Genomic DNA, 24,521 nt, shown 5'->3' with positions numbered 1-24,521 from the left:
AAAAATCCAATTAACCTCTAAATTCTAAAAGCCATGGGATTACTAACTAAGCAAAACGGAAGCGCCTGGCCAAAATTGGTTCAGGATTTCTTTGGGACAGAAAACCCATTTGATTGGGACGAAAAATTCTGGCTTCCTGAAAAAGGCGTGGAAATTCCTTCCACCAATGTGATTGAAAATGACAAAGAGTTCAAACTTGAACTTTCTGCACCGGGCTTTGACAAAAAAGATTTTAAAGTCGAAGTTGTAGACGGAATGCTGAATATCAGCGCCGAAAAAGAAGAGAAGAAAGAGGAGAAGAAAGAAAATTACCGTAAGAAAGAATTCTCGTATTCAAGTATCAGGCGTTCATTCAGCCTTCCCGAGAACGTGATGGACGAAAAAATAGATGCCAAATATGATAATGGCATTTTGAATGTAGTCCTCCCAAAGAAGGTTATTGAAAGTGACAAACCCAAAAAAGCCATTTCGGTAGGTTGAGATTTTTTCCTACGTATGCAAGTCCCCAGTCTATTGAGATTGGGGCTTTTTGTTTTTATTTAATTTCAATCTCCTCCAAAGTTTTAGTGTTTGGAATTCAGCTATAGAATAAATTCCTTTATTTTGAGTAAAATTTGACTCTGGACATTCGTATTTAATGATGAAATGAAAAAAACCACCCACATTTTCTTAATGTTTACTTTTTTTTGTGCTTTCGCAATCCTAAAGTCCAAGGCGCAAACTTTCCGAATATTTGACAAGCCAATAGTTTTTGACCAAGAAAGGGAAAACCTTTCTCTTCAATATCTTAAAAGCAGGCATGGCATTGAGAAAGAAACTGCAACCATTGAACCCACTATGGTCGTGGTGCATTGGACGGCGGTCTATTCATTGGAATCGACTTTTGAGGTATTCAATCCCGTTCATCTCGGAGGCAGACCCGAACTGACTGCCGCGAGCAACCTCAATGTTTCGGCGCATTTTTTGGTTGACAGGGACGGAACTATCTTCAGGTTACTTCCTGACACGACCTTTGCAAGACATACCATTGGACTCAACTATACTGCAATAGGTATCGAAAATATCGGGGGCCCGGATGCGCCACTGACCAAAGCACAGGTCAAAGCAAACGCTGATTTGATAAGGTATCTTAACAAAAAGTATAAACTTACTTATGTGATAGGCCACCACGAATATTATGCATTTCAAGGGACACCAATTTGGAAAGAAACTGACCCTAACTACCTGACCCAAAAACAGGATCCCGGTCCAAAATTCATGAGAAAATTGAGAAAAAGGTTGTCAGACCTGAATTTCAAAAGCAAACCTTAACCAAAGACTAACCCTTACTTTAAATTGAAAAATTCAAGAATATATTATTTCGCATTCCTATTATCTATGGTCATTGGTGTTCAGTCCTGCAAGACAATGACACCAATTACCAACACAAGAACAAGACCTAACCCTCAAGTAACGGATCCTACCAAACCAAACGGAAACAACGAGTATCCTTCCAAAACTGCAACAGTTCCAAATCAACCTCCATTTTATAAACCATTGGAGATCGAATTGGGACCGAGTCCGAGGGAATTCAGAGGAGTTTGGATCGCGACAGTCGCCAATATTGATTGGCCAACATCTTCTACAGACCCGTATTCAAAGCAAAAAGAAGAATTCATCAAACTGCTGGATTATTACAAATCCCTCAATTTTAATGCGGTGATTGTTCAAGTAAGGACATCAGGCGATGCATTTTATCCATCCAAATATTCCCCTTGGTCCAAATACCTGACAGGGAAACAAGGCCAAAAACCAAATACCATGGAAGATCCTCTTTCTTGGATGATATTGGAATCGCACAAACGGGGATTAGAATTCCATGCATGGTTTAATCCTTACCGGGCTACCATGACTATGGAAACCAAAGACCTCAGCCCAAACCATGATTTTGTCAAGCATCCCAATTGGATGATCAAGTATGCCACGAAGTATTATTACAATCCCGGTTTGCCCGAAGTAAGGGCTCATCTGGTAGAAATCATCAAAGAAGTAGTCCAAAATTACAATATTGATGCCATCCACTTTGATGACTATTTTTATCCTTACAAAGTGGAAAAGGAAGTTTTTAATGACGCAGCATCTTTTAAAAAGTATGGAAAACCCGGACAAAAACTCGATGATTGGCGAAGAGAAAATGTCAATCTTTTGGTCAAAGAAGTAAATGAAACCATCAAAGCCGAAAAGCCTTGGGTTCAATTCGGAATCAGTCCTTTTGGCGTATGGAGAAACATCGACAAAGACCCGTCAGGATCCAAAACCAGAGCCGGACAGACCAACTTCGACGATCTTTATGCCGATGTCCTGACATGGATGAAAAACGGATGGATTGACTACCTCATTCCCCAATTGTACTGGAGCATGGATTATAACCTTGCTTCACACAGGGAATTGGTAAACTGGTGGTCCAAAAACCACTACAACACCAAAATTTATATCGGAAACGGCCCCTACAAAATCCGGGACAATGCGGACAAAGCCTGGGAAAACCCAATGGAAATCTCCAATCAGGTGGGACTGTCCAAGATCACTCCAAACATATCCGGCAACGCTTACTTCAGCGCCAAATCGATGTATGTAAAAAATAAAGATGTCGCCGATTTGCTGCACAAAAACCATTACCACTTCGCAGCATTGCCTCCTGATGTACTTCCAAATCCCAATGGCAATCCAACAGGCCAAACTCCCATTCTGATCCCACATGGCGACGGATTTGCTTTTCAGTTTGAGCGGGGTATACAGCCGGATTTTCGGTTTGCATTGATCTACACCGCGCCGACCCTCCCTGATCTCCAAAAACGCAAAGAAAATGTTTCCTCCCAAAGGATATATCTGGATGAAAGCAATAGGATGTTGCTTCCTGTTTTGAATTCCATCAGTCAAAAATACATTGCCATCAGTTTCTTGGATCGATTTGGTAAAGAAACAAAACCAAAGGTTTTCGAAATTCAGGCCAACCCAAAAACCCAAATCCCATGAAAGACATGCTTGTCCGCTTGATGGAACTCCCGGATATTTCTGAGAATGAAGCCATTTTGGCTAAGGAGAATATCGTGTTTCGAAAACCGATACCTCCTGAAAAGTCATTTGTCAGGGAATGGGTGTTTGAAAATTTCGGTATTTACTGGGCAAATGAAGTGGAGTCAGCCTTTAGTCATCTTCCGGTAAACTGTTGGATTGCGCAAAAAGGAAATGAGATTTTGGGTTTTGCATGTTTTGAATCTACTGCAAAGAACTTTTTTGGGCCAACAGGAACTCTGGAAGCTATGAGGGGAAAAGGAATAGGAAAAGTCCTTTTGGTCAAAAGCCTTCAATCCATGAAAGAAATGGGATATGCCTATGCCATCATAGGTGGTGTGGGACCTGCTGATTTTTATAAAAATACTGTTGGGGCAAGTATCATTGAAAGTTCTGAAATCAGCATTTACCAAAACCTCATCAGAAAGAAGCCATGAGCAAAACCCTTAAAAACAATCCATGGTACTGGATTCCGCCACTATACCTAACCGAAGGAATTCCCTATGTATTGATCATTACGGTTTCTGTCATCATGTACAAAAAACTCGGAGTGGACAATTCAGACATCGGACTTTACACCAGTTTCCTTTATCTGCCCTGGGTCATCAAACCCCTTTGGAGTCCATTGGTAGACCTTTATGGAACCAAACGGAAATGGTTTTTGGCCATGCAGCTGGTTTTGTCTTTTGCCTTTCTATGCATAGGCCTCAGCGTACCTACGAGTCAATTTTTTGTACTGACTCTGGCTTTTTTCTGGTTGGCCTCTTTTGCATCTGCGACGAATGACATTGCTTCAGATGGGTTTTATCTCTTGGCTTTGAAGGAAGAACAACAATCGTTCTTCATCGGTCTGAGAAGCACATTCTATCGCGTGGCAATGGTTACAGGGCAAGGATTGTTTGTCATCGTAGCAGGATATCTTGAAGTCAAATACGGAGACAATGCCAAAGCTTGGTCTCTGACAATGGTGATGGTTGCCGCTTTGATGTTCGTATTGACGCTGATCAACCTCTTGACCACTCCCAATATTGAAAAAAGCAGTACTTATGTCAAAGAGGTGCAGTTGACATTTTGGAAAGTCTTCAGCTCTTTTTTTAAGAAAAAAGAAATCTGGGCAGCATTGGCCTTTATCCTCTTTTACCGCTTGGGAGAATCACAACTTGTAAAAATGGCCTCCCCTTTTCTTTTGGACAGTAGACCTGAAGGCGGACTCGGACTCAGCACCACGGATGTAGGTTTGATATATGGGACATTTGGGATTATCGCACTTTCTCTTGGAGGCATCATCGGAGGTGTCGTTATCTCTAAAGATGGCTTGGGAAAATGGATGTTGCCTATGATTTTGGCATTGAACGTGCCCAACTTCTTCTATTACCTTTTGGCTTATTTCCAACCTGAATCCGCCTTTTGGGCTGGATCGGTGGTTGTCGTGGAGCAATTGGGCTATGGGTTTGGATTTGCGGCTTTTATGATGTATTTGATTTATGTTTCCGAAGGTCCTTCCAAAACTTCCCATTATGCCATCGCAACTGGATTTATGGCCATGGGAATGATGCTTCCCGGTATGGCGAGTGGCTTTGTTCAGGAATGGTTGGGTTATGAAGGGTTTTTCCTTTGGGTTGTTGCGGCTGCTTTACCTGGAATTCTGATGATCCGATATGTTAAATTTCCGAAGGAATATGGGAAGAAGAAGGTTGAGGAAATTCAGAATGAAAAATGATGAATTAATTAGAAATTATCTCAAAAATGACTTTAAAAGAAAAAATTGGTCAGCTTTTTTCGCCGGCAGCATTTATCCATGACACGGAGGAGAATTATTTGAAGATCGAGTCGTTGATCAAAAACCAATATATCGGTGGACTGACTTTTTTCCATAGCCGCCACAGTGCTGCAGCCAATTTTGAGAAGAGACAGGAAAAACTGACTTATGAAAATACGCTTGAAAAACTTCGGGCATTGATCGTGCGATATCAATCCATTTCAAAATATCCACTTCTGATCAGTATCGATGCAGAGTTTGGATTGGCCATGCGGATAGAAAAAACGCCTCAATATCCATTTGCCATTACATTGGGAGCACTTTCGCTTGAACATGAGGATTTGGTCTTTGAAACAGGTTACCGCATCGGCAAAGACCTCAAGCAAACAGGTATTCACTTGAATTTTGCCCCTGTTGCGGATATCAACACCAATCCCAAAAATCCTGTGATCGGATACAGGTCATTTGGTCCTGACAAAGAGAAGGTGAGCAGATTTGCCTTGGCTATGTATCAAGGTATGGAGAAAGCCGGAATTGGGGCATGTTACAAGCATTTTCCGGGACATGGAGATACTGACACTGATTCCCATCTTGGACTTCCTGTGATTAATAAAACAAAAGAAGAATTGATTTCCGAAGAACTTTATCCATTTGCCAACGGGATCAAAGCGGGCATCGACATGATCATGGTTGGGCACTTGGCTGCACCGGCGCTTTCAAACGGAAAAACCATTCCCGCATCCATTTCCAAAGAAATCATTACCGACTTATTGAAAGAGGAAATGGGATTTAAAGGAATTGTAGTTTCTGATGCTTTGAATATGAAAAGTGTCTCGGACCTTTTTCCCGAACCTGGGCGATTGGAATGGGAAGCATTTAAGGCAGGAAATGACCTGCTTTGCTTTTCTGAAAATGTGGCAGCAGGAATTGAAATGATCCTCAGGAATGGATCTGAGGAAATGATTGAGGAAAGTTTTCAAAAAGTAAACAAATTCAAAGAAAGGCTTGGCATATTTGGAGATCACCTTCCTAAAGAATCCGGATTTGATTGGTCAGGATATCAGTCATTCAATGAATTGCTTTCATTGAAATATATTACGGAGATTTCCAATAAACCTAAATCAAAAACAAAATTCACAGATTCCAATTTTGCCAAAGTATCTATTTTTCAACCTAAAGAAAATACCTTTTTTAGAGAGTTGGATAAAGAATTAGGTTCAGTCTCATTTGACATTCAATCTAAGTCGGATGGGAATTGGGGAAAATTAAATGGTTTTGACAACATTTTGATTGCTCTTTTTGTGCCTTCCGCCAAACCTATCAACCATTTTGGGATGGAAAAAGAGGTGCTTGACAAACTTCAGGAATTGATAGAAAACAAAAACTGTCAGCTTTACCTTTTCGGTTCTCCACTTTCATTGAATGAAATCGGAAATTCTGAAAAATTCAACAGGATCATCTGTGCTTTCCAAGCTTTCGATACTGCTCAAAAAGCAAGTGCCCTCCACTTCCTTGGAAAAATGGAAGCAAAGGGCAAATTGGATTGAGAAAGTCTAATTTCTTGTCAATAACTTAAATTGGTCCATGACACGGTAAGTGGCTTTGGTCAATTCTGTATTGACTTCAGGTGAAAACAAATCAAAGCTTGCTGCAGTATATCCCTGCCAAATGGTGTTTCCTCTTTTGTTGTCAATTACAAATATGACCAACATCCCGTTATTTTCAGTGAATTTGACCTGATTGTAATTCTCATCTTTTTCCCGGTTTTTCTTTTCTTCCTCCTCTGTGAGTTCAAAGTCGGCACTTCTTCTCTGCACCCAATAATCAAAATTTGGCTGCTCATACCCCCTGTATTTTACCTCGTCCAAGAAAAGTTTATAATTGATCAAAATATCAGGTTTGTCGGCCTGTAATTTAAAGCCCTGAGATCCGAGTCTATTGGTAATTGTCCTTTCAATCGCTAAATGATGGGATGTCGTATCCGGAAACGGATTGTTTACAAAACCAAAAGTTTTGTATTTTTTGAAATTTCCCGCATAATTAAAATCATATTCTGCAAGGTAATCTTTTTGGCTCATGCATGCGGAAAACGCCAATGCAAGGAGGAAGAGCATAAAAACGGATTTTTTCATAACAAACAACCTTTAGGGGAATTGAAATCGTTTAAATATTTATTGGATGGGAATCAATTTTTGATTTATATGAGGTCACATTAAAACTTAATTTGGTCAAGAATGTTTATTAGATATAAAATTGATTATGAAGTGATTATAATTAAATTTATTGAACAGAACAAGTAAATAATTGAATCATTTATTGGTTTTTTTACAATTTTAAAATGTCCGTTAGTTTTTAATCGTTCTAAGTATATGGGAATATTTATTGTTGGAGATGTCCACGGGTGTCTCAATACATTTTTAAACCTTTTGGACCATTGGGATCCAAAATCTGAAACCTTAGTTCAGGTAGGCGATCTAGTAGATAGAGGGGCATTTTCTCCCTCAGTCATTCATCTGGCTTTTGAGTTGTAGATGAATTTTAAAAAAGAAGCTCACTTTTTGAGAGGAAATCACGAGCAGCTGATGATCAACCATATGAAGGGAGAAGATCCGAAGGGTATTTGGCTTTCCAACGGAGGTGGCAAAACACTTAGACAATTTGAAGTAGACCAAATAGATCCGGACAACTACTCCACTTGGTTGACAGATTTGCCTTTACTTTGGGAAAATGATTTTGTCCAGGTAAGTCATGCGGGATTTTCAGGACTTGGGGATCCCTACGACCAATCCAATACAAACGGCCTTTTGTGGAATAGAAATCCCCTGATCAACACGGGGAAGTTACAGGTGATTGGACATACTCCAAGGTGGGATGGTATTCCGAAATACAGTCAAGAATCCAATTCTTGGAACATTGATACAGGAGCTTATGGGGGTATTTGTCTGACAGGTATCAGGCTCGCAGACGACGGGACTTTTATCGAAACAGTTTCGATTCCCACAGAAACAGATGATATCCTCTAATTATCAAAAAACCACTTTCCCATTACTTAACCTAAGAATTTTATCAACGCATTTTGGAATGTCTTCCTCATAGTGGCTGACATAAACCATAGCTAGGGGAAAGATCTTGCTTACAATATCTATGGTCTCCCGGAACCTGACCCTTTGCAAATCGTCCATACCTTGCGAAGCCTCATCCATTACCAATAATTTCGGTCTTTTGATCAATGCCCTTGCAAGCAAAATAAACCTTTGGTTTTCCAATGGAACTCTGTTAAACAAAATGTGGGCGACATTTTCAAGACCAAACAAAACCAACCAATCTATGGCTGATTTTTCCTGTTCCGGAGAAACTTTCTTAAACAATCCCATTGTATCAAAGAGCCCAGAAAGAATAACCTTAAGACAGGTCTGATTGGAAGGAAAAAATCTTGAAAGCTCCGGTGCAACAAATCCGATTTGCTTTTTGATATCCCAAATACTTTCACCGGAACCTCTTTTCTTGTCAAAAAGGTAGATCTCATTACTATATGCTTGTGGATTTTCTGCCAAAATCAAGCTGAGAAGGGTAGATTTTCCTGCACCGTTTTGGCCTTTAAGTGCCCACTTTTCATTGGGCAAAATGGTCCAATCGACACCTTCAAGGATCTGTTTATTACCATACTGAATAGAAACATTCCTTAATTCAACTATTTTCTGAAAGTTTTGATCCTCCTCTTTTACCAAAAGGCTATTTATTGTTCCAGTATCAATTTGATTTTCCGAAAGCCAATTTTGATGACTTGAATTGAGATTTTCAAAATTGCTTACAATGGAAATATTCTTGTCTGATAGAAAACCTACATGGCTAATCGAAGACGGAATTTCATCATGGTGTGTACTCATCAGGACGTGAATTCCCGAGGCAATGATATCGGAAACCATTGACCCAAAATCATCCCTAGTCCCTTTATCCAATCCTGTCAGAGGTTGGTCCATCAGCAAAATTTTTGGATTTTTGATCAGCGCAGAGGCAAAAGACAGACGGCGTGTTTCCCCATTAGACAATTTGATCAGCGATTTGTCTTTGAGATGCTCCAAATTCATGAACCTGATTACTTTTGATAAGCTCCAGGGACCAGGCACTTTTACTTCTATGTTTTTAAGATAATCTTTCACAGTCAGGGCCTCATCCGACTCCATGGAATTGAAGCGTTGCTGATAATAAAAATTCTGAATATTGGACTTATTCTTGAAACTGTATTGCTGAGAAACAGTCGCTATCAAATCCCTAAATGAGTTAACTTCGCCTGCTTCTGACTTTTGCTCTTGGTATTCTTTGGCAAAGGCCCTTTGGATAATACCAGATGTCACCATGGTTTTGCCTAATATCGTATCCAAAAATGCTGTGAGTTCTACACCAGATTGACCCAAAATTGCCCAATGTTGCCCCCTCTCCCATTCAAAGTCCAGGTTTTCAAAAACTACTTTATCAAATTGTCTGACAGTGGCTTTTTGGATGGAAATTAGCGAGGACATGAAGGGGGTTGTGTTGGTTGTAGTGGTTGTAATTGTTGTCAAGTTATCACGTTGTCGAGTTTTTGGGTTTTGCCAAACTGCCTACCGCGACTGTTAACCGTTAATTCTTACTTCTTCAAACTTTATTTTTGCTGTCCATAATGATCGTGACCGGACCGTCATTGACCAAGGCTACTTTCATATCGGCACCGAATTCCCCTGTTTGGATAGGTTTTCCCAAATCCTTTTCAAGGTAACTGATAAACTTCTCGTAAAGCGGAATGGCGATGTCAGGTTTTGCGGCTTTGATATAAGAGGGTCTGTTGCCCTTTTTGGTACTTGCATGGAGTGTGAATTGGCTGATAAGCAAAATATCTCCTAAGGCCTCAAGAATGCTTCTGTTCATCACCTCATTTTCATCAGGGAAAATTCTGAGGTTAACGATTTTTTTACTCAGCCATTCTATATCCTCACTGCCATCCGCCTCTTCTATTCCCAATAAGACCATCAATCCTGTCCCGATTTGGCCTTTGATCTGTCCTTCTATTTTGACTGTGGACTCAGATACCCGTTGAATCACTGCTATCATACCTCAAAAATCCTGCATTTTCTTAGAGGAAATAACCTCAACTTTTACCGGTTTGGTTTGGTTGGCATGATGAATCATTGCCTTCGAAACCTGATTGTCATTGATGGGTCGGAAAGATTTTCCAATCTTTAGCCATACCAAAGGCTTTGTCAATATTTTAGCAACTTCTTCCCCAAACCGGAATTCCTTCCTGTTTCCAACCAATAAGGATGGCTGAAACAGACCTAAATAATCAAAAGGGATGACTTTCAGATCTTCCTCCACTTCTCCTTTCACTTTGTTGTAAAAAACCGAAGATTGGGGATTGGCCCCCATGGCACTCACATACAAAAATTTATTCGCCCCCAAACCATAGGTCCATTTCGCAAATCCTATGACATAATCATGGTCAATTTCGTAGAATTTATCCTTTGATCCGGCAACTTTGATGGTGGTTCCCAAGGAACAGAAAGCATGCATTTCGCAGGATTTTTTATTGATGGCATCTACAATGGGAAAAAACAACCCTCCCAAGTCCTCCTCCCGGAGTTTGGATTCTATGTCCCAACTCTGAATTTTGCTGAAATCGCCTTCCACCTGGACCAACTTGTGATGCTTTAAAGCAAGCTTGCGTCGACCAACCGAAATGAGGTAATCGTAAGAATTATCTTGTAGTAATTGGTGAAGCAGCTGCATGCCGATCAAACCCGATGTACCTGCGAGAAATGCTATTTTTTTCATATCAGGTAAAGTACGCCCAAAAAGATGAAAAGCAAAAGTTCAAGGTCATTAAGGCTTCGTCTTTTCCCAATTCAAAAAATCTTCCACTTCGTGCTTTACCGAATTAAAAACAGCTAAAATCACTGAAAGGTCATCGGTAAAACCCAAAATCGGCATAAAGTCAGGAATAATATCTATTGGGGTGACAAAATACACCAAACCCAAAACAATGAGACCTAGGGTTTTGGATGAAACTTTAAACTTTCCACTTCTGTGGGCCTGGATCATCCTTTTGAAAATCATGATCGGTTCCAAGGCTGTCTGAACTTTAGGGTTTTGGGAAACAGCATTCAATCTTTCGCCGACATTTTTCAGGAGCTTTTGGAGCTTACCGTCTTCCCCCGCAATATCATTTGCTTTCTCCAGGTAAAGCAGTTTGGCTTTACCAAAAAAATCAACTGTCTTTTCCCTGAGTGAAGCCATATTTTTAGAAGAATATTCTTATTTCAGACTTAACGGATTTTAATGCCGATTGGATGGCATCATTCTTTTGGTCAAGGGTAAGCTGAAAGACACGCTTGGCAAGATCAATGCTTCTCGCCTCATCCGGCATATCCTGCATGGCTGTATTGATAATAGTCACGACGCTTTCAGCTGCCCGGCGGACACTTTCCCAAGTCTCATCAGAGAAGTAAACCTGCTGCGATAAGTTATGGTTAAACTCCTCTCTAACCTCATGAAGCAGTTGGCTGTAAAATTCTTTGGCAGAATATTCAGGATTATTCATCCTTCTGACCAGGTTGTTTGGAGTGATTCTTTCCAATAAAAGACATAATCTTTCCCCGGCTTGAAGCCTGATGGGAAGAACCGTATTGGTATTTTGGGTTTTTAAATCCAAGAGCATTTTTTCTCTCTCTTTTTTCATAAAAGACATGATCGTCAGGTACATGCCATAAATAACCAAACCAGCCGGCAATACTATTTTTAATAAATCTGCGAGATACGCCATATAATTACAATAATTTGATTCGAATATCAGAAATTAATAGACGCAATAAAACATTGACAATTGATATTTTTAAAACTTAAATTTGAACTTCCCAATCAAAATTCGGATTAAATAGGAATGTTGATTCCCATACAAATCACTGAAAAAGCTCAAGCTGAGATCAAAGATATCATTGCCAATAAGAACATACCCATAGATTATTCTCTCCGAGTGGGTGTCAAAGGGGGCGGATGCGGCGGCATGTCCTTTCTTTTAGGATTTGATAAGCCTAAGGAAGGAGACCAACAATTTGAGTTGGATGGAATTAGGGTATTGATTGAAAAAAAGCATTACATGTTTTTGATGGGAATGCAGGTTGATTTTTTTGAGGGGGATGAAGCAAGGGGTTTTACTTTTGTCAATCCGGATATCCCCAAAAGACACGATGCGGACAATAAATAACTTTTGTTAAAAAATTCTTATTCCCTTCTTTTTAAACCCATCACTTGGTTTTTTTCATCTCCTTTCAGTTTCAAAGCCCTGATTATCCTTTCAGGTGTAGGTTTGGCTGATGAAAAAAACACCAAAGTCACCGCAAAAGCAATCGTATAACCTGCATTGCCAAACAAAAACAAACCTGCTGCAGCGACCAATCCAGAAACAAATAAAATCCTAAACCTATTAAATGAAGCTTTGGAGTAAGCTTCAAGCTTTTTTTCAAGACCAAAGGAAGATTTTTCGATATTTTTTGAATCTTTTTGAAAAGCAAAATATTGGGCAATCAAAAAAGTAAAAACCAAGCCCAGTCCGAAGTATTCCCAAAAACCCGTTAACTGAGGCACTTCAAAAAAAAAGATGGGATTCTCGGTATTTAAGTAAACAAAACCAAAAAATGGAATCGGAATGGCGATCATTATCAGAACATTCCGCTCCATTTTATCATATATTTTTCTTATTTGGGAATTTTCCAAGAGCCTATTCGATTACAATTTTGATATCAGAACTTGCAGGTTTTGAAGAGCAACAGAGAATGTATCCTGATTCTATTTCGCTCGCACTCAAACCTGCATCTTCAATCATATCCACTTTACCGGAGATCAGTTTTCCCCTACAAGCGGTACAAAGTCCACTTTGGCAGCTATATGGCATGTTGATGTCTTTGTCAAGACCTGCTTCTAATATGGTTTTACCGGCGGGTACTTCAAAAGAATATGATTGGCCTTCTACAACAACTTCAATTTCCCTTGTTAATTCGGGAGATAATTTGCCTTTAGATTTGAGATCTTCTTCCTTTGCCTCCAAGTCTAGGTAGAAACTTTCCTTATGGATAGCTTTTTGATCAACACCAATTTCTTCCAAGGCCAAGAGAGCTGTTTCCATCACGCCATCAGGCCCACAGACAAAATATTTAGTATTTGCCAACTCGGAGAAATTTGATTCAGAAAGGATAGTTTTGACTATTTCTACATTTAAACGTCCCTTTAATCCGGTCCAAAGAGGAGACGGTTGGCTAAGGTTATGGATCAGATTCAATTTCTCTCCATACTTTCCTTTCAACGCATCGAGTTCTTTTTTGAATATAATCTGCTCTTCGGACCTGCTGCAATAAATCAGGGTAACTTTTGAGTCAGGTTCATTGACAAAAACCGATTTGGCGATGCCCATGATCGGGGTTATGCCACTACCACCTGCCACCATTACGAAGTGGTTTTTATTTTTGGAATGAAACTCAGTGGTGAAATTCCCCAAAGGCTTCATAATTTCAATGGTTTTTCCCGGTCTGATTTGGTCATTGAGGTAATTGGATACCAAGCCACCATTGACTCGTTTGACAGTAATTCCCGGATGCGGATCTGTAAACGGAGAGGTACAAAGGCTATATGACCTTCTGACTTCTTTACCCCCCAACTCCAAAATCACTGTGAGGTACTGACCAGGCTTATAGTCCAAATAAGGCTCAGGCTGCTCAAAATAGATAGTGACAGTATCAGGGGTTTCTTTGACTACTTCCCTTACTTTCAAAGATAAATAATGGTCCCCCCTTTTATTATCCTCTTTCTTTTTCTTAAATAAATTAAACATTCTCTAAATCTGTTTAAAAACGTAATATTTTGGCTCGGTCAAAATTAAGCTACTGTTTGGTATTAATGTAACTCTATGACTGAATAATCACCAACATCACAACAAATTAATGGGAAACAGGTTCGATTCTGCCAGCTGGATTTTGAAAAGAATTTAAATTACTTCAAAATAAAGTGAATTTATATAGCAAAATCCGGCCTTTGATGCTGATGTAAAACCAATAATTGAAAAATAAAAAGAGTATTTCATGCTGAAAACCTAAATTGCAAGCCTAATTCAAAAACAACTCTTATGGAATTGACAAATCTGACAGCTGTAAGCTCTATTGACGGAAGGTATGGAAACAAAACTGCAACCTTGCGTCCTTATTTTTCTGAGTTTGCTTTGATAAAATATAGAGTTCATGTGGAAATAGAGTACTTCATCGCGCTATGTGAACTGCCCCTGCCCCAACTGAAAGATTTTGACAAATCACTTTTTCCTGCCTTAAGAAATATTGTTTCAGGATTTCAGATGGAAGATGCTGAAGTCATCAAAGAAACAGAAAAGACCACCAACCACGATGTAAAAGCCGTGGAGTATTTTATCAAAGAAAAGTTTGACAATCTGCAACTGCAGGAATTCAAAGAATTCATTCACTTTGGCTTGACCTCCCAGGATATCAATAATACAGCAACGCCTTTGATGCTAAAAAACGGACTCAATGAAGTCATTTTACCTTCTTTGGATCGGGTTATGGCGAAATTGGTTGCACAGGCGGAGGATTGGAAAGATATCCCGATGCTTGCCAAAACCCATGGTCAGCCTGCATCTCCGACGAGATTGGGTAAAGAGATCAGGGTATTTACAGTGAGACTGGAAAAACAATTGGAATTACTTGGTCAAGTTCCTTATTCAGCAAAATTTGGTGGTGCTACCGGGAATCTGAATGCCCATTTTATAGCCTACCCTACTACTGATTGGCATGGGTTTGCAAATAATTTTGTGTCAAATTATCTGGGTTTGGAAAGAAGTTATCCAACAACCCAAATCGAGCATTATGATAATCTGGCGGCCCTTTTTGATGGGCTAAAAAGGATCAACACGATCCTTTTGGACCTTTCAAAAGATATCTGGCAGTATGTGGCAATGAATTATTTCAAGCAAAAAATCAAGGCTGGCGAAATCGGGTCTTCTGCCATGCCTCATAAAGTCAACCCGATCGATTTTGAAAATGCGGAAGGAAATCTTGGGATTGCCAATGCATTATTGGAGCATCTTGCAGCCAAACTCCCCATCAGCCGCTTACAAAGAGACCTTACTGACAGCACAGTGCTGCGCATAATCGGAGTTCCATTGGGACACATGTTGATTGCCCTGGAATCTTTGGAGAAAGGATTAGGCAAACTCGAGCTAAACCGTGCTGCTATCGACGCGGATTTGGAGGAAAACTGGGCTGTAGTAGCTGAGGCAATCCAAACAATCCTAAGGAGAGAAGGATATCCAAAACCTTATGAAGCCCTCAAGGAATTAACCCGAACAAACGAAAAAATAACCGAAACTTCGATCAAACAATTTATCGGAGTGCTTAATGTTTCTGATTCAATCAAAGCAGAATTGAATGAGATCAGTCCATTTAATTTTACAGGAAAGTATTAGTAAAAAGATGTTTGTATTGGTAATTGAGATTGGATTTTAACTTTCAAGTATTTTCTTTAGACGACCTAGCGGTTCATTTAATAAAAAATGTACGTTGAGATTTAGCTAAAAATGCTATTTTAGCTTTAAGGTTATAAAAATTCATCCCAATCCAATGCAAAAAAATATTTTTCCAACCCTAGGTAATGATATACCGGCAGGTTTGGTCGTTTTTCTGGTAGCACTCCCGCTGTGTCTTGGGATTGCTCTTGCTTCAGGTGCGCCACTTTTTTCAGGGATTATTGCAGGGGTCATCGGAGGTATTGTTATTGGTTCATTATCAGGTTCGCACACCTCAGTATCAGGTCCTGCCGCAGGATTGACGGTCATAGTTCTCAATGCCATTACCGAGCTTGGAACATTTGAAGTTTTCCTTTCGGCTGTGGTTTTGGCAGGAATTATACAGATTGGTTTTGGAATATTGAAAGCAGGGGTAATCGGATACTATTTTCCGACTTCGGTGATTAAGGGTATGCTTGCAGGCATAGGTATTATATTGATTATAAAACAGATACCTTATGCATTTGGAGTCAATGAAACAAAAGATTTAGAAAAGTATATCCCTTTTGTAAATGACTGGGATGCTGTCCTGAGTTTGGGAAATTTATCCAAAACATTTGATTTCGGGGCAATAATCATTTCAGCTGTATCCATTGGCATCCTTATATTTTGGGAACAATCATTCATCAAAAAACTTTCATTTACCAAATTGATTCCCGGTCCTTTGGTAGTGGTCTTATTGGGCATTGGTCTAAATAAATATTTTAAATTTTTTGTCCCCACTTTGTACTTAAGTAATGAAGATAAAGTGGTCCTACCCGTTGTTGATTCCTTTATTGGGTTCACCGATTTGTTCACATTTCCTGATTTCTCACAATTGGGCAACAGCGATGTTTGGCTTGCGGCAGTAACTATAGGGATCATAGCGAGTTTAGAAACCTTATTGAGCTTGGAAGCTGCCGACAAAATAGACCCGTTAAAAAGGATTTCTCCACCAAATAGAGAACTTTTGGCACAAGGCGTGGGAAATGTAATCAATGGATTTATAGGCGGACTTCCCGTAACAGCTGTCATTGTCAGGAGTTCAGCTAACGTAACAGCAGGAAGCAGGACAAAAATATCGGCAGTATTTCATGGGATACTGCTATTTGCAAGTGTCATATTTATCCCCGGACTACTCAATCTGATCCCATTAGCTTGCTTGGCTGCGATATTGCTGATGGTAGGTTATAAGCTTACAAAAGTATCCCTTTTCAGACATCAGGCCAAACTAGGTTGGGACCAATTTCTCCCTTTTATCATTACCATTTTGGGAATCGTTCTATTCGACCTACTGATAGGAATAGGATTGGGGATGGGAATAGCTATGGTATTTATCCTTTTAAGAAATTATCAAAATTCATATCTACTCGATGATAAAAAGGAAGAACTTGACGGCTCCATCAGAATCGTGCTTTCAGAAGAGGTGAGTTTCCTCAATAAAGGTGCACTGATCAAGGCCTTAGAAGAAATCCCTGAAGGAAAACATGTAATTATTGACGGATCAAAATCAAGGGTTATTGATTATGATGTTTTGGAGGTAATTGAGAATTTCAAAACCAATGCAGGTTCCCGAAAAATAGATGTGGACACCATCAAAATAAAATCAATAAAATCAAAGGGGTTACATTAAAGGGAGAAATATCTCTGCCATCATACACCTGACACTTCCACCGCCGATTTTTTCTATTGTCGGTATTTTTGGAATAATGATTTCTGAGTACCTCCTTATAGTATTGATCTGAACATCTCCAAGGGATTGAAAAGCTGAATCTGACATCACTGTAAATTTATCTCCTTTATTGTTCCGGATTTCTAGCATATTTCCGGCAAACTGAAATTTCTGCTTTGCAGTAATCGGAATCATTTTCTTTCCCGTTTTTTCAAGATATTGCTGTACTTTCAATTTTTCAGAAGCAAGCGGAATGCTGTCAAGACATACCACGGATATTTCAGTGCCGATATGCATCATGACATTGGTATGATAAATAGGTGAAACTGCACCGTTGATTACCTGAGTTGAGTCAAAGTCAACAATTTCAAAACCCATTAATTTTCCAAAATATCCCAAGGGTATTTGATGAGTCCTTTGTGACCTGCAGGCATAAGCTACTTTATTTATTCTATCCAAAATCAAGCTTCCCGTACCTTCAAGAAATTGATTATCCTGTTCAAAAAAAGTCAAATCCACTATTTCACTGATCCTAAATCCTTTCTTAATCAATATTTCAATGATATCCTTTCTCCGTTCCAATCTCCTCGTAGGTGAAAACATAGGATAAAGAACCAATCTGCCATCTTGGTGGGTACTAAACCAATTGTTTGGGAAAACAGCATCAGTTTTTTTTGGCAAATCTGTATCCTCGACAACCAAAACATCAATCCCCTTTTCTTCAAGCAGTCCAACAAAAGCATCAAATTCCTGCCTAGCCAGAGTATTTATTTCAGTTGAATTACGATCATCTTTTTGTTGGTAAAAATTATTTTCTGCTGTTTCAGCATTAAACCCAAAATTGGCCGGCCTGACCATTAAGATGTGGGAAGTAGTTTGATTTGTCATAACGGTATTTTTATTAAAACTACATTCGGTTGTATCGATACAAGACCGGTTCGATATTGAATCTTTTCTCACTGAGTGTAAAATAACTTTTTCCATTTGGATGGAATCCGATTGCCTCCCCCTGTGGCTCAGGTTTATAAGGTAAAATCAAAGGGTCACGGGACAGCGCCTGCTCAACTGTCTCATTTTCATTTCTTGTCCAATAATAAACGGTGAAGTAATTTTTGATCAAAATCTCACGGCCATCTACCGAAATATCCCCTGCAACAGACATGGTTAAGGGCAGCTCCATCAATTTCTCCAAGACAGCCTCTTTCTTTTCAAATGCCTCTTGGGTAGTCTTATATAGGATATTTAAACTGTCCCTTTTTGAAAGAATATAGATATCTTTTGAAATGGGGTCTACCATTAAAGTCTCTGCATCTTTTGCGCCATCAGGGTAAGTCAGCTTCAAAATTTCAGGTGCCACTTCCATTCCTTCTAAAAATTGCTCTGGTTCAGGAAATCGATAAATGAATATATTCGTGTATCTCTCTTGGTTATCACCAATCTCCCCCACATAAACATAATTCATCTTTGGGTCAGGACCAGGACCTACGGCTATATCTTCCCAATCTCTGTTCCAAACTCCTTTGAGTTTGAATACACCTAAACCTTTTCCTAAGGAATCAATGACAAAAACCTTTCGTCCTCCTCCACTGTCGTTATGGGTGTAGATCAAACCATCATGAGTTCTTGAAAAGGCCATACCACTCGCTTCATCTATTTCTTTGTTTTCTAAAAGCCCAATGTTTATTTGGTTGGTAAAAATATTTTGGACAGATTTTTTTTCAAGTTGGACCAAATCAGGTTGTGGAATATTCAACATCAGCATGGATGGGAAAAAATATAAAAACAATAGCAATCTCATGTAATGACTCATTTCTTCAGTCTTTCTTTATTGATGTTAACAAAGGTCAGGCTTTTTGGGGTACTGCAAAGTTAATTATTGTTATGTTTTAAATCAGTTTTGTAGGATAGTTTAACAAAATCCTTCTAATGCTTACCCTTTAACAAAACCAGCTGAATTTAATTCAACCAATCCTAAGGATTTTTCTTTTTATAATAATTCAGATCCGGAATGATGTCATTGGTTAATTCGCTAAGAGTGAAGTAACCACCTTGGTCATCAAAACAAATTGCCTCACCTTGTTCTTCTTTTTGGTAAGGAGCGATTAATGGTTTTGTAGCCAATAGATCAGAAAAAGACTGATCAGATGATCTTTTCCAATAAAAAATCAAATCGTAAGTTTTAATCAAAACCTCATTTCCATCTCCGGAGACTGTTCCTGCAGTTGCTATTCTAAAAGGAAATGTACCTTTTAGTACCGCATTGTTCAATCCATCTGTCTTTTGGGGATACGGCAAAGTAAAAAGCAAAGAGTAAAGGTCTCTTTTAGTAACCATAAAAATATCTCCTGATTTTGGATCAACCAACAAAGTTTCCACATCATGGCTTTTATCAGGATATTCAAAAACTATTTTATCAAAAGCGGTTTCCAATTCAAGCGTTAGGTTTCTATGATTTTCTTCAAACTTAGGCTCTTCTATTCGATAAATGGTATAATCTTCATAGTCAAGGTTATTGTCGCCTGTATCTCCAATGTATAAATAGGTTTTTCCCGGTTCGGGGCCGATACTGATTTCGATATCCTCCCAATCCCTGTTCTTCGTACCTTTGATTGTATATTCCGCGACAGTTTTGCCAGTATTGGCATCGAGAAGATATAGACTGTTATTGTTTCCTCTGTCTTGAAGAGTCCAAACAAATCCTGGGTTTTTTCTACTAAATGCCAATCCTGAAGCTTCTCTTAATCCAACTTTTCCCATTACTTCAGGTATTGATTCAAAAATTTCGGTGGTCTCTAATTCACTTAATTTATAATCTGTTTTGAATGGAAAATTTCCAATTGTATCGTTTTCAGGAGCTTCTTTATCATTGCATGAAAAAACAAGAATTGCCAATAGTGTTAAATAAAAATTGAATTTCATCGGGTTTTCAAGTTGAATTATAAATGCAAGGTATGAAATAAATTCCAGTGACTTTCTGTGGATTTTATTCTGATAATTAGGTATTTCCAAAAAAAATAGGCGAACATCAAAATGTTCGCCTATTCAAAATTAAAGTTATTTTTAATTATCCGGCCTTCTCTTTTTTATCAACTGTGATGGTCAATTCATCACCTTCACCGGAATAATCTGCCATAATAATATCCCCTTCAGAAAGCTCTCCTTTGAGTATTTCCTCAGCCAATGCATCTTCCAAATATCTTTGGATAGCTCTGTTCAGTGGTCTTGCTCCATACTGTTGGTCATAACCTTTGTCAGCTAAGAAATCCTTTGCTTTCTCAGTCAACTGTATGGAATAACCCAAATCAGTGATTCTTTTGAAGAGTTTGCTTAAGCTGATATCAATGATTTTATGGATGTGCTCTTTATCAAGCGAATTGAATACTACCACATCGTCCAACCTATTTAAGAATTCAGGACTGAATGCCTTTTTCAATGCACTTTGGATAGTAGACTTCATCACATCATCCATACTCGTTGTTTTAGCTTTGGAAGCAAAACCAATGCCCGCACCAAAATCCTTCAAGTCTCTGACACCTATATTGGATGTCATGATAATGATGGTATTTCTGAAATCTACCCTTCTTCCCAAACCATCCGTCAGAATACCGTCATCCAATACTTGGAGCAGTATATTGAATACATCCGGATGGGCTTTTTCGATTTCATCAAGTAGAACGACTGAATATGGCTTTCTTCTGACTTTTTCAGTAAGCTGTCCACCTTCCTCATATCCTACATATCCCGGAGGAGCTCCCACAAGTCGGGAAACGCTGAATTTCTCCATGTATTCGGACATGTCAATTCTAATCAGTGCGTCATCTTTATCGAAAAGATAGGTGGCCAACATCTTTGCCAGCTCTGTTTTTCCCACACCTGTCGGGCCAAGGAAAATGAATGAACCTATAGGCTTTTTAGGATCTTTCAATCCCACCCTAGTTCTTTGGATAGCTTTTGAAAGTTTTTTGATGGCATCTTCCTGACCGATTACTTTGGCTTGAAGTTCCTCGTTCATATTGAGAAGTTTCAAACCTTCGTTCTGTGCAATTCTCTTGGCAGGAATACCTGTCATCATAGCTATCACTTCAGCTACATTGTCCTCTTCAACGGTATACCTTTTAGTTTTGCTGTCTTCTTCCCACTTGACTTTGGCATTTTCGAGTTGCTCAAGGAGTTTTTTCTCTTTGTCTCTCAATTGCGCAGCCTCTTCGTATTTCTGACTTTTGACTACCCGATTTTTTTCGACCTTAATTTTCTCAACTTCTTCTTCAAGTCGGAGAATATCTTCCGGGACATGGATATTGTTGATGTGAACCCTCGCACCTGCTTCATCAAGGATATCGATGGCTTTGTCAGGAAGGAACCTGTCAGATATATACCTGTCAGAAAGCTTCACACAGGCTTCAATAGCCTCAGGAGTATAGATTACATTGTGGTGGTCCTCATATTTGTCCTTGATGTTATTGAGGATTTGGATCGTCTCCTCAGGTGTAGTAGCATCTACCATCACCATTTGGAACCTCCTGGCCAATGCGCCGTCTTTTTCGATATATTGTCTGTATTCGTCTAAGGTAGTAGCACCTATACATTGAATCTCTCCGCGAGCCAAAGCCGGTTTGAACATATTGGATGCATCCAATGAACCACTAGCGCCACCCGCACCCACAATGGTATGGAGCTCATCTATGAACAAGATCACATTGGGAGATTTCTCAAGCTCGTTCATAACGGCTTTCATTCTCTCTTCGAATTGACCTCTGTATTTTGTCCCTGCCACCAACGATGCCAAGTCCAAAGTAACTACGCGCTTATTGAACAATACGCGGGAGACTTTTTTCTGTACAATTCTCAAAGCAAGTCCCTCTGCAATGGCTGTCTTTCCAACGCCGGGTTCACCGATTAAGATTGGATTGTTTTTCTTTCTTCTTGAAAGAATCTGAGCCACTCTTTCTATTTCTTTTTCTCTGCCAATGATTGGATCTAGCTTGTCATCCTCAGCCATTTTGGTAAGGTCTCTTCCGAAATTATCCAATACAGGAGTTCTTGACTTTTCACCTGTGGTTTTGGATACTCCGGAAGCACCGCTTGATGATGAGCCAAAGAGTTTTGATCCATCCTCATCCGGGTCATCTGCTTCTGCTTTGGCTCGGGGTGCAGAATCTGTCTGGAATTCCAACATCTCTTTCACAGAGTCATAGTTGGTATCAAACTTATGAAGGATCTGGGTAGCAATATTGTCTTCATCCCTGAGGATAGACAATAACAAATGCTCAGTTCCGATAAGTTGGCTCTTAAATATTTTTGCTTCCAAATAGGTGATCTTCAAAACCTTTTCAGATTGCCTTGTCAACGGTATGTTGGCGAGGTTTTTTACATTATGCGTTGCGGTTCCCTTGACAGCCCTTTCAATTGAATTGCGAAGCTCATCAAGTGGTACACCCAACTTCTTCAATATGGAAACAGCCACTCCTTCCCCTTCTCGAATCATACCCAGCAAGAGGTGCTCTGTACCGATGTAATCATGTCCCAACCGCAATGCTTCTTCACGACTGAGAGAGATCACCTCTTTGACCCTGTTTGAAAATTTTGCTTCCATGTATTTCCTTTCTAAATTTTATTTTAAATCTGTAATAATGTTACCGAATTTGTTTTAAAAACACAATCTATTTGCAGATTGTTCAATGATTTTTTTTTGAATGAAGGAGTACCTGTAAAGATTCCGGACCCATGCAAAACAACAAATCCAATATGCTGAGATTTGGAACAAAGTCTAAGCCAAACATTTGAGGGTAATGGTAGGGTGTCATGATGTCTCTTTGGGTAAATTCTTCCTTAGTGCGTATTACCCCTCTTAAATCGATCGATTCCTGCTCCAAGTCACAATCTCTTATCAATTTCAAATTTGCTTTTACCCGTAACAGTTTCAGACAAACTGTCAGTAGGTCATGATTTAAGTCAAACAAAAACGTCAGGTTTTTTTCATAAATCTGATCAAAATACGGATAGAAATATTCGAAAAAGGGAGCCTTTCCGTAAGCACTTTGAATTCCCCGCAGATGGACATTTTTCCACTTTTGGTTATAATCTATTTTTACATCTTTATAAAATTGTTTTTTACTGCTTCCAACGACAGGAACAGATAGCACTACTATTTTATTTGCCAATAAAATATTAGCCCTGTTTCTTAAAGTCTGCTTTTGAAATCTCTCTGTTTGGTCTATCTGAATTTCTTCAAAACCCAAAGTAGCAACGAAATATTCGATGGGTGGCAAATAAAAAAGGTTACTAATTATTGCTTTTTTCTGATTCAAAAGATCCCGGATTTTAAGGTTTGATAGTTCATTGGGTAAATTTCAGGCATGTTTTCCAATCTTTTGGATGAATCCATGAATCACATGATATCCTCCACAGATCCCAAGCCTTGCCTCACTACTTCTATTTCATCTCCGGTACAATCCAGTATCGTCGATGCCACATTATTTCCATATCCTCCATCAATGACCACGTCGACTAAATCCCTAAATTTTTCATAGATCAATTCCGGATCAGTGCTGTATTCTATCACATCATCTTCATCATGAATTGAAGTTGTCAAAATAGGAGATCCCAACTCCTTCACCAAAAGCCTTGGAATGGCATGATCAGGAACCCTGATGCCTACGGTTTTCTTGTTGCTGTTGAGAATTTTTGGAACAGAATTATTGGCTTCCAATATAAAGGTATACGGCCCGGGCAATGCCTTTTTCATCATTTTAAAAACCGGTGTACTCAAGGCGCGGGTATATTCGGAAATATTGCTCAGGTCATAGCAGATAAATGAAAAATTATGCTTTTTCACTTTTATGCCTTTGATCAGGGCAATCCGCTCCACCGCCCTGAGGTTATGGATATTGCAACCCATACCATAAACAGTATCAGTGGGATATATGATCACGCCGCCATCATGAAGGATGTTGACGATTTTCTGGATTTTCCTTGGGTCAGGATTTTCAGGGTATAGCTTGATAAATTCGGCAGCCATGGCAGCTATTCAATTCGTTGGTAAGGTCAATGGTTTGGTTTAAACCATTCCATAAAGTCATTCACAATAGGAACATCAGCATCTGCCCAATCAAGAATAAGAAGATTTTCAGGCTCAATCCACCGGATTTGCTGATGCTCTTTGACAATCAAATGTCCACTTATATAGCCACAAAGAAAAGGAATAAGTTCAATTTCCTTTCCTCCAGCATAGGAATGGAAGTTACTTTTGAAAGCCTTCTTTACTTCAATGCGGAGATTCAACTCCTCCTTGATTTCCCTTTTCAAACAAGCCTCAGGAGACTCATCGGCCTCTATTTTACCGCCAGGGAATTCCCATTTCAGAGGTAAATCCATATTTTCAGACCTTTGGGCAACGAGGATTTTACCCTTATCATGGATGATTGCACATGTCACTCGAATGGTTTTTGCCATAGGTATAAAGG

Annotated in this window: 26 protein-coding genes; 11 read left to right on the top strand and 15 right to left on the bottom strand. The window is 39.2% G+C overall.

What is annotated here, in order from left to right; genetic code table 11:
* Positions 1-33 precede the first annotated feature (33 nt).
* The 6 genes from NU887_RS03235 to NU887_RS03210 all read left to right on the top strand — a co-directional run bounded on the left by NU887_RS03235 (position 34) and on the right by NU887_RS03210 (position 6,360).
* Positions 34-480, top strand: coding sequence for an Hsp20/alpha crystallin family protein (locus NU887_RS03235; RefSeq protein ID WP_258421912.1), 447 nt, complete (start codon positions 34-36; stop codon positions 478-480).
* Positions 481-672: 192 nt separating this feature from the next.
* Positions 673-1,311, top strand: coding sequence for an N-acetylmuramoyl-L-alanine amidase (locus NU887_RS03230; protein WP_258421911.1), 639 nt, complete (start codon positions 673-675; stop codon positions 1,309-1,311).
* Between the two features lie 96 nt (positions 1,312-1,407).
* On the top strand, positions 1,408-3,015 hold the full coding sequence (locus NU887_RS03225; protein ID WP_258421910.1) for a glycoside hydrolase family 10-like protein: 1,608 nt from the start codon (positions 1,408-1,410) through the stop codon (positions 3,013-3,015).
* Positions 3,012-3,491, top strand: coding sequence for a GNAT family N-acetyltransferase (locus NU887_RS03220; RefSeq protein ID WP_258421909.1), 480 nt, complete (start codon positions 3,012-3,014; stop codon positions 3,489-3,491). The genes NU887_RS03225 and NU887_RS03220 overlap by 4 nt, the downstream gene beginning before the upstream one ends.
* On the top strand, positions 3,488-4,774 hold the full coding sequence (locus tag NU887_RS03215) for an MFS transporter (RefSeq protein WP_258421908.1): 1,287 nt from the start codon (positions 3,488-3,490) through the stop codon (positions 4,772-4,774). Before NU887_RS03220 ends, NU887_RS03215 begins: the two co-directional genes overlap by 4 nt.
* A gap of 26 nt (positions 4,775-4,800) precedes the next feature.
* Complete coding sequence (locus tag NU887_RS03210) at positions 4,801-6,360, top strand: glycoside hydrolase family 3 protein (protein ID WP_258421907.1); 1,560 nt, start codon at positions 4,801-4,803, stop codon at positions 6,358-6,360.
* Between the two features lie 6 nt (positions 6,361-6,366).
* Here NU887_RS03210 and NU887_RS03205 read toward each other — a convergent pair whose 3' ends face one another.
* Complete coding sequence (locus NU887_RS03205; RefSeq protein WP_338080960.1) at positions 6,367-6,927, bottom strand: DUF4136 domain-containing protein; 561 nt, start codon at positions 6,925-6,927, stop codon at positions 6,367-6,369.
* Between the two features lie 255 nt (positions 6,928-7,182).
* Here NU887_RS03205 and NU887_RS03200 point away from each other — a divergent pair, with 255 nt between their 5' ends.
* Together NU887_RS03200 and NU887_RS03195 are read left to right on the top strand one after the other, a co-directional pair.
* Positions 7,183-7,344 (top strand): metallophosphoesterase, encoded by a 162-nt coding sequence (locus NU887_RS03200; protein ID WP_258421905.1) that lies wholly within the window; start codon positions 7,183-7,185, stop codon positions 7,342-7,344.
* A gap of 27 nt (positions 7,345-7,371) precedes the next feature.
* Positions 7,372-7,836, top strand: coding sequence for a metallophosphoesterase family protein (locus NU887_RS03195; RefSeq protein WP_258421904.1), 465 nt, complete (start codon positions 7,372-7,374; stop codon positions 7,834-7,836).
* Positions 7,837-7,839: 3 nt separating this feature from the next.
* Here the strand turns inward: NU887_RS03195 and NU887_RS03190 are convergent, their stop codons facing one another.
* The 5 genes from NU887_RS03190 to NU887_RS03170 all read right to left on the bottom strand — a co-directional run bounded on the left by NU887_RS03190 (position 7,840) and on the right by NU887_RS03170 (position 11,609).
* Positions 7,840-9,333 (bottom strand): ATP-binding cassette domain-containing protein, encoded by a 1,494-nt coding sequence (locus NU887_RS03190; protein ID WP_258421903.1) that lies wholly within the window; start codon positions 9,331-9,333, stop codon positions 7,840-7,842.
* Between the two features lie 115 nt (positions 9,334-9,448).
* Entirely contained in the window at positions 9,449-9,901 is a 453-nt protein-coding gene (gene dtd / locus NU887_RS03185; RefSeq protein WP_258421902.1) for a D-aminoacyl-tRNA deacylase, read from the bottom strand.
* A gap of 3 nt (positions 9,902-9,904) precedes the next feature.
* Positions 9,905-10,621 (bottom strand): Rossmann-fold NAD(P)-binding domain-containing protein, encoded by a 717-nt coding sequence (locus tag NU887_RS03180; RefSeq protein WP_258421901.1) that lies wholly within the window; start codon positions 10,619-10,621, stop codon positions 9,905-9,907.
* A 48-nt stretch (positions 10,622-10,669) separates the two neighbouring features.
* A complete protein-coding gene (locus NU887_RS03175; protein WP_258421900.1) occupies positions 10,670-11,083 on the bottom strand; it encodes a YkvA family protein in 414 nt (137 codons plus the stop codon).
* 4 nt (positions 11,084-11,087) lie between these two features.
* Positions 11,088-11,609, bottom strand: a complete 522-nt coding sequence (locus tag NU887_RS03170; protein WP_258421899.1) for a DUF7935 family protein — start codon at positions 11,607-11,609, stop codon at positions 11,088-11,090.
* Between the two features lie 117 nt (positions 11,610-11,726).
* On the opposite strand from NU887_RS03170, the gene NU887_RS03165 reads away from it, so the two are divergent.
* Entirely contained in the window at positions 11,727-12,050 is a 324-nt protein-coding gene (locus NU887_RS03165; protein WP_258421898.1) for a HesB/IscA family protein, read from the top strand.
* Positions 12,051-12,067: 17 nt separating this feature from the next.
* Here NU887_RS03165 and NU887_RS03160 read toward each other — a convergent pair whose 3' ends face one another.
* Both NU887_RS03160 and NU887_RS03155 read right to left on the bottom strand, forming a co-directional pair.
* Positions 12,068-12,523, bottom strand: a complete 456-nt coding sequence (locus NU887_RS03160; RefSeq protein ID WP_258421897.1) for a hypothetical protein — start codon at positions 12,521-12,523, stop codon at positions 12,068-12,070.
* Positions 12,524-12,563: 40 nt separating this feature from the next.
* A complete protein-coding gene (locus NU887_RS03155; RefSeq protein ID WP_258421896.1) occupies positions 12,564-13,670 on the bottom strand; it encodes a ferredoxin--NADP reductase in 1,107 nt (368 codons plus the stop codon).
* 291 nt (positions 13,671-13,961) lie between these two features.
* On the opposite strand from NU887_RS03155, the gene purB reads away from it, so the two are divergent.
* Both purB and NU887_RS03145 read left to right on the top strand, forming a co-directional pair.
* On the top strand, positions 13,962-15,308 hold the full coding sequence (gene purB, locus NU887_RS03150) for an adenylosuccinate lyase (RefSeq protein WP_258421895.1): 1,347 nt from the start codon (positions 13,962-13,964) through the stop codon (positions 15,306-15,308).
* Between the two features lie 154 nt (positions 15,309-15,462).
* Complete coding sequence (locus NU887_RS03145) at positions 15,463-17,019, top strand: SulP family inorganic anion transporter (protein ID WP_258421894.1); 1,557 nt, start codon at positions 15,463-15,465, stop codon at positions 17,017-17,019.
* Here NU887_RS03145 and ctlX read toward each other — a convergent pair.
* The 7 genes from ctlX to NU887_RS03110 form a co-directional block, all read right to left on the bottom strand.
* Entirely contained in the window at positions 17,011-17,946 is a 936-nt protein-coding gene (gene ctlX, locus NU887_RS03140) for a citrulline utilization hydrolase CtlX (RefSeq protein ID WP_258421893.1), read from the bottom strand. The genes NU887_RS03145 and ctlX overlap by 9 nt on opposite strands.
* Before the next feature lie 19 nt (positions 17,947-17,965).
* Positions 17,966-18,868, bottom strand: a complete 903-nt coding sequence (locus NU887_RS03135; protein WP_258421892.1) for a hypothetical protein — start codon at positions 18,866-18,868, stop codon at positions 17,966-17,968.
* A gap of 161 nt (positions 18,869-19,029) precedes the next feature.
* Positions 19,030-19,977, bottom strand: a complete 948-nt coding sequence (locus NU887_RS03130) for a hypothetical protein (RefSeq protein WP_258421891.1) — start codon at positions 19,975-19,977, stop codon at positions 19,030-19,032.
* Between the two features lie 145 nt (positions 19,978-20,122).
* Positions 20,123-22,651 carry an ATP-dependent Clp protease ATP-binding subunit gene (locus NU887_RS03125; protein WP_258421890.1) on the bottom strand — a complete coding sequence of 843 codons (2,529 nt, stop codon included), beginning with the start codon at positions 22,649-22,651 and terminating at the stop codon, positions 20,123-20,125.
* An 82-nt stretch (positions 22,652-22,733) separates the two neighbouring features.
* A complete protein-coding gene (locus tag NU887_RS03120; protein ID WP_258421889.1) occupies positions 22,734-23,366 on the bottom strand; it encodes a WbqC family protein in 633 nt (210 codons plus the stop codon).
* 80 nt (positions 23,367-23,446) lie between these two features.
* A complete protein-coding gene (locus tag NU887_RS03115) occupies positions 23,447-24,076 on the bottom strand; it encodes an L-threonylcarbamoyladenylate synthase (RefSeq protein ID WP_258421888.1) in 630 nt (209 codons plus the stop codon).
* A 26-nt stretch (positions 24,077-24,102) separates the two neighbouring features.
* Positions 24,103-24,510, bottom strand: a complete 408-nt coding sequence (locus tag NU887_RS03110) for a (deoxy)nucleoside triphosphate pyrophosphohydrolase (protein WP_258421887.1) — start codon at positions 24,508-24,510, stop codon at positions 24,103-24,105.
* Positions 24,511-24,521: the final 11 nt, after the last annotated feature.

Origin of the sequence: Aquiflexum gelatinilyticum (assembly GCF_024741135.1) — a bacterium.
Lineage (GTDB): Bacteria > Bacteroidota > Bacteroidia > Cytophagales > Cyclobacteriaceae > Cognataquiflexum > Cognataquiflexum gelatinilyticum.
Note: the sequence above shows the minus strand (reverse complement) of the source record. Positions and strands in the feature narration are given on the sequence as shown.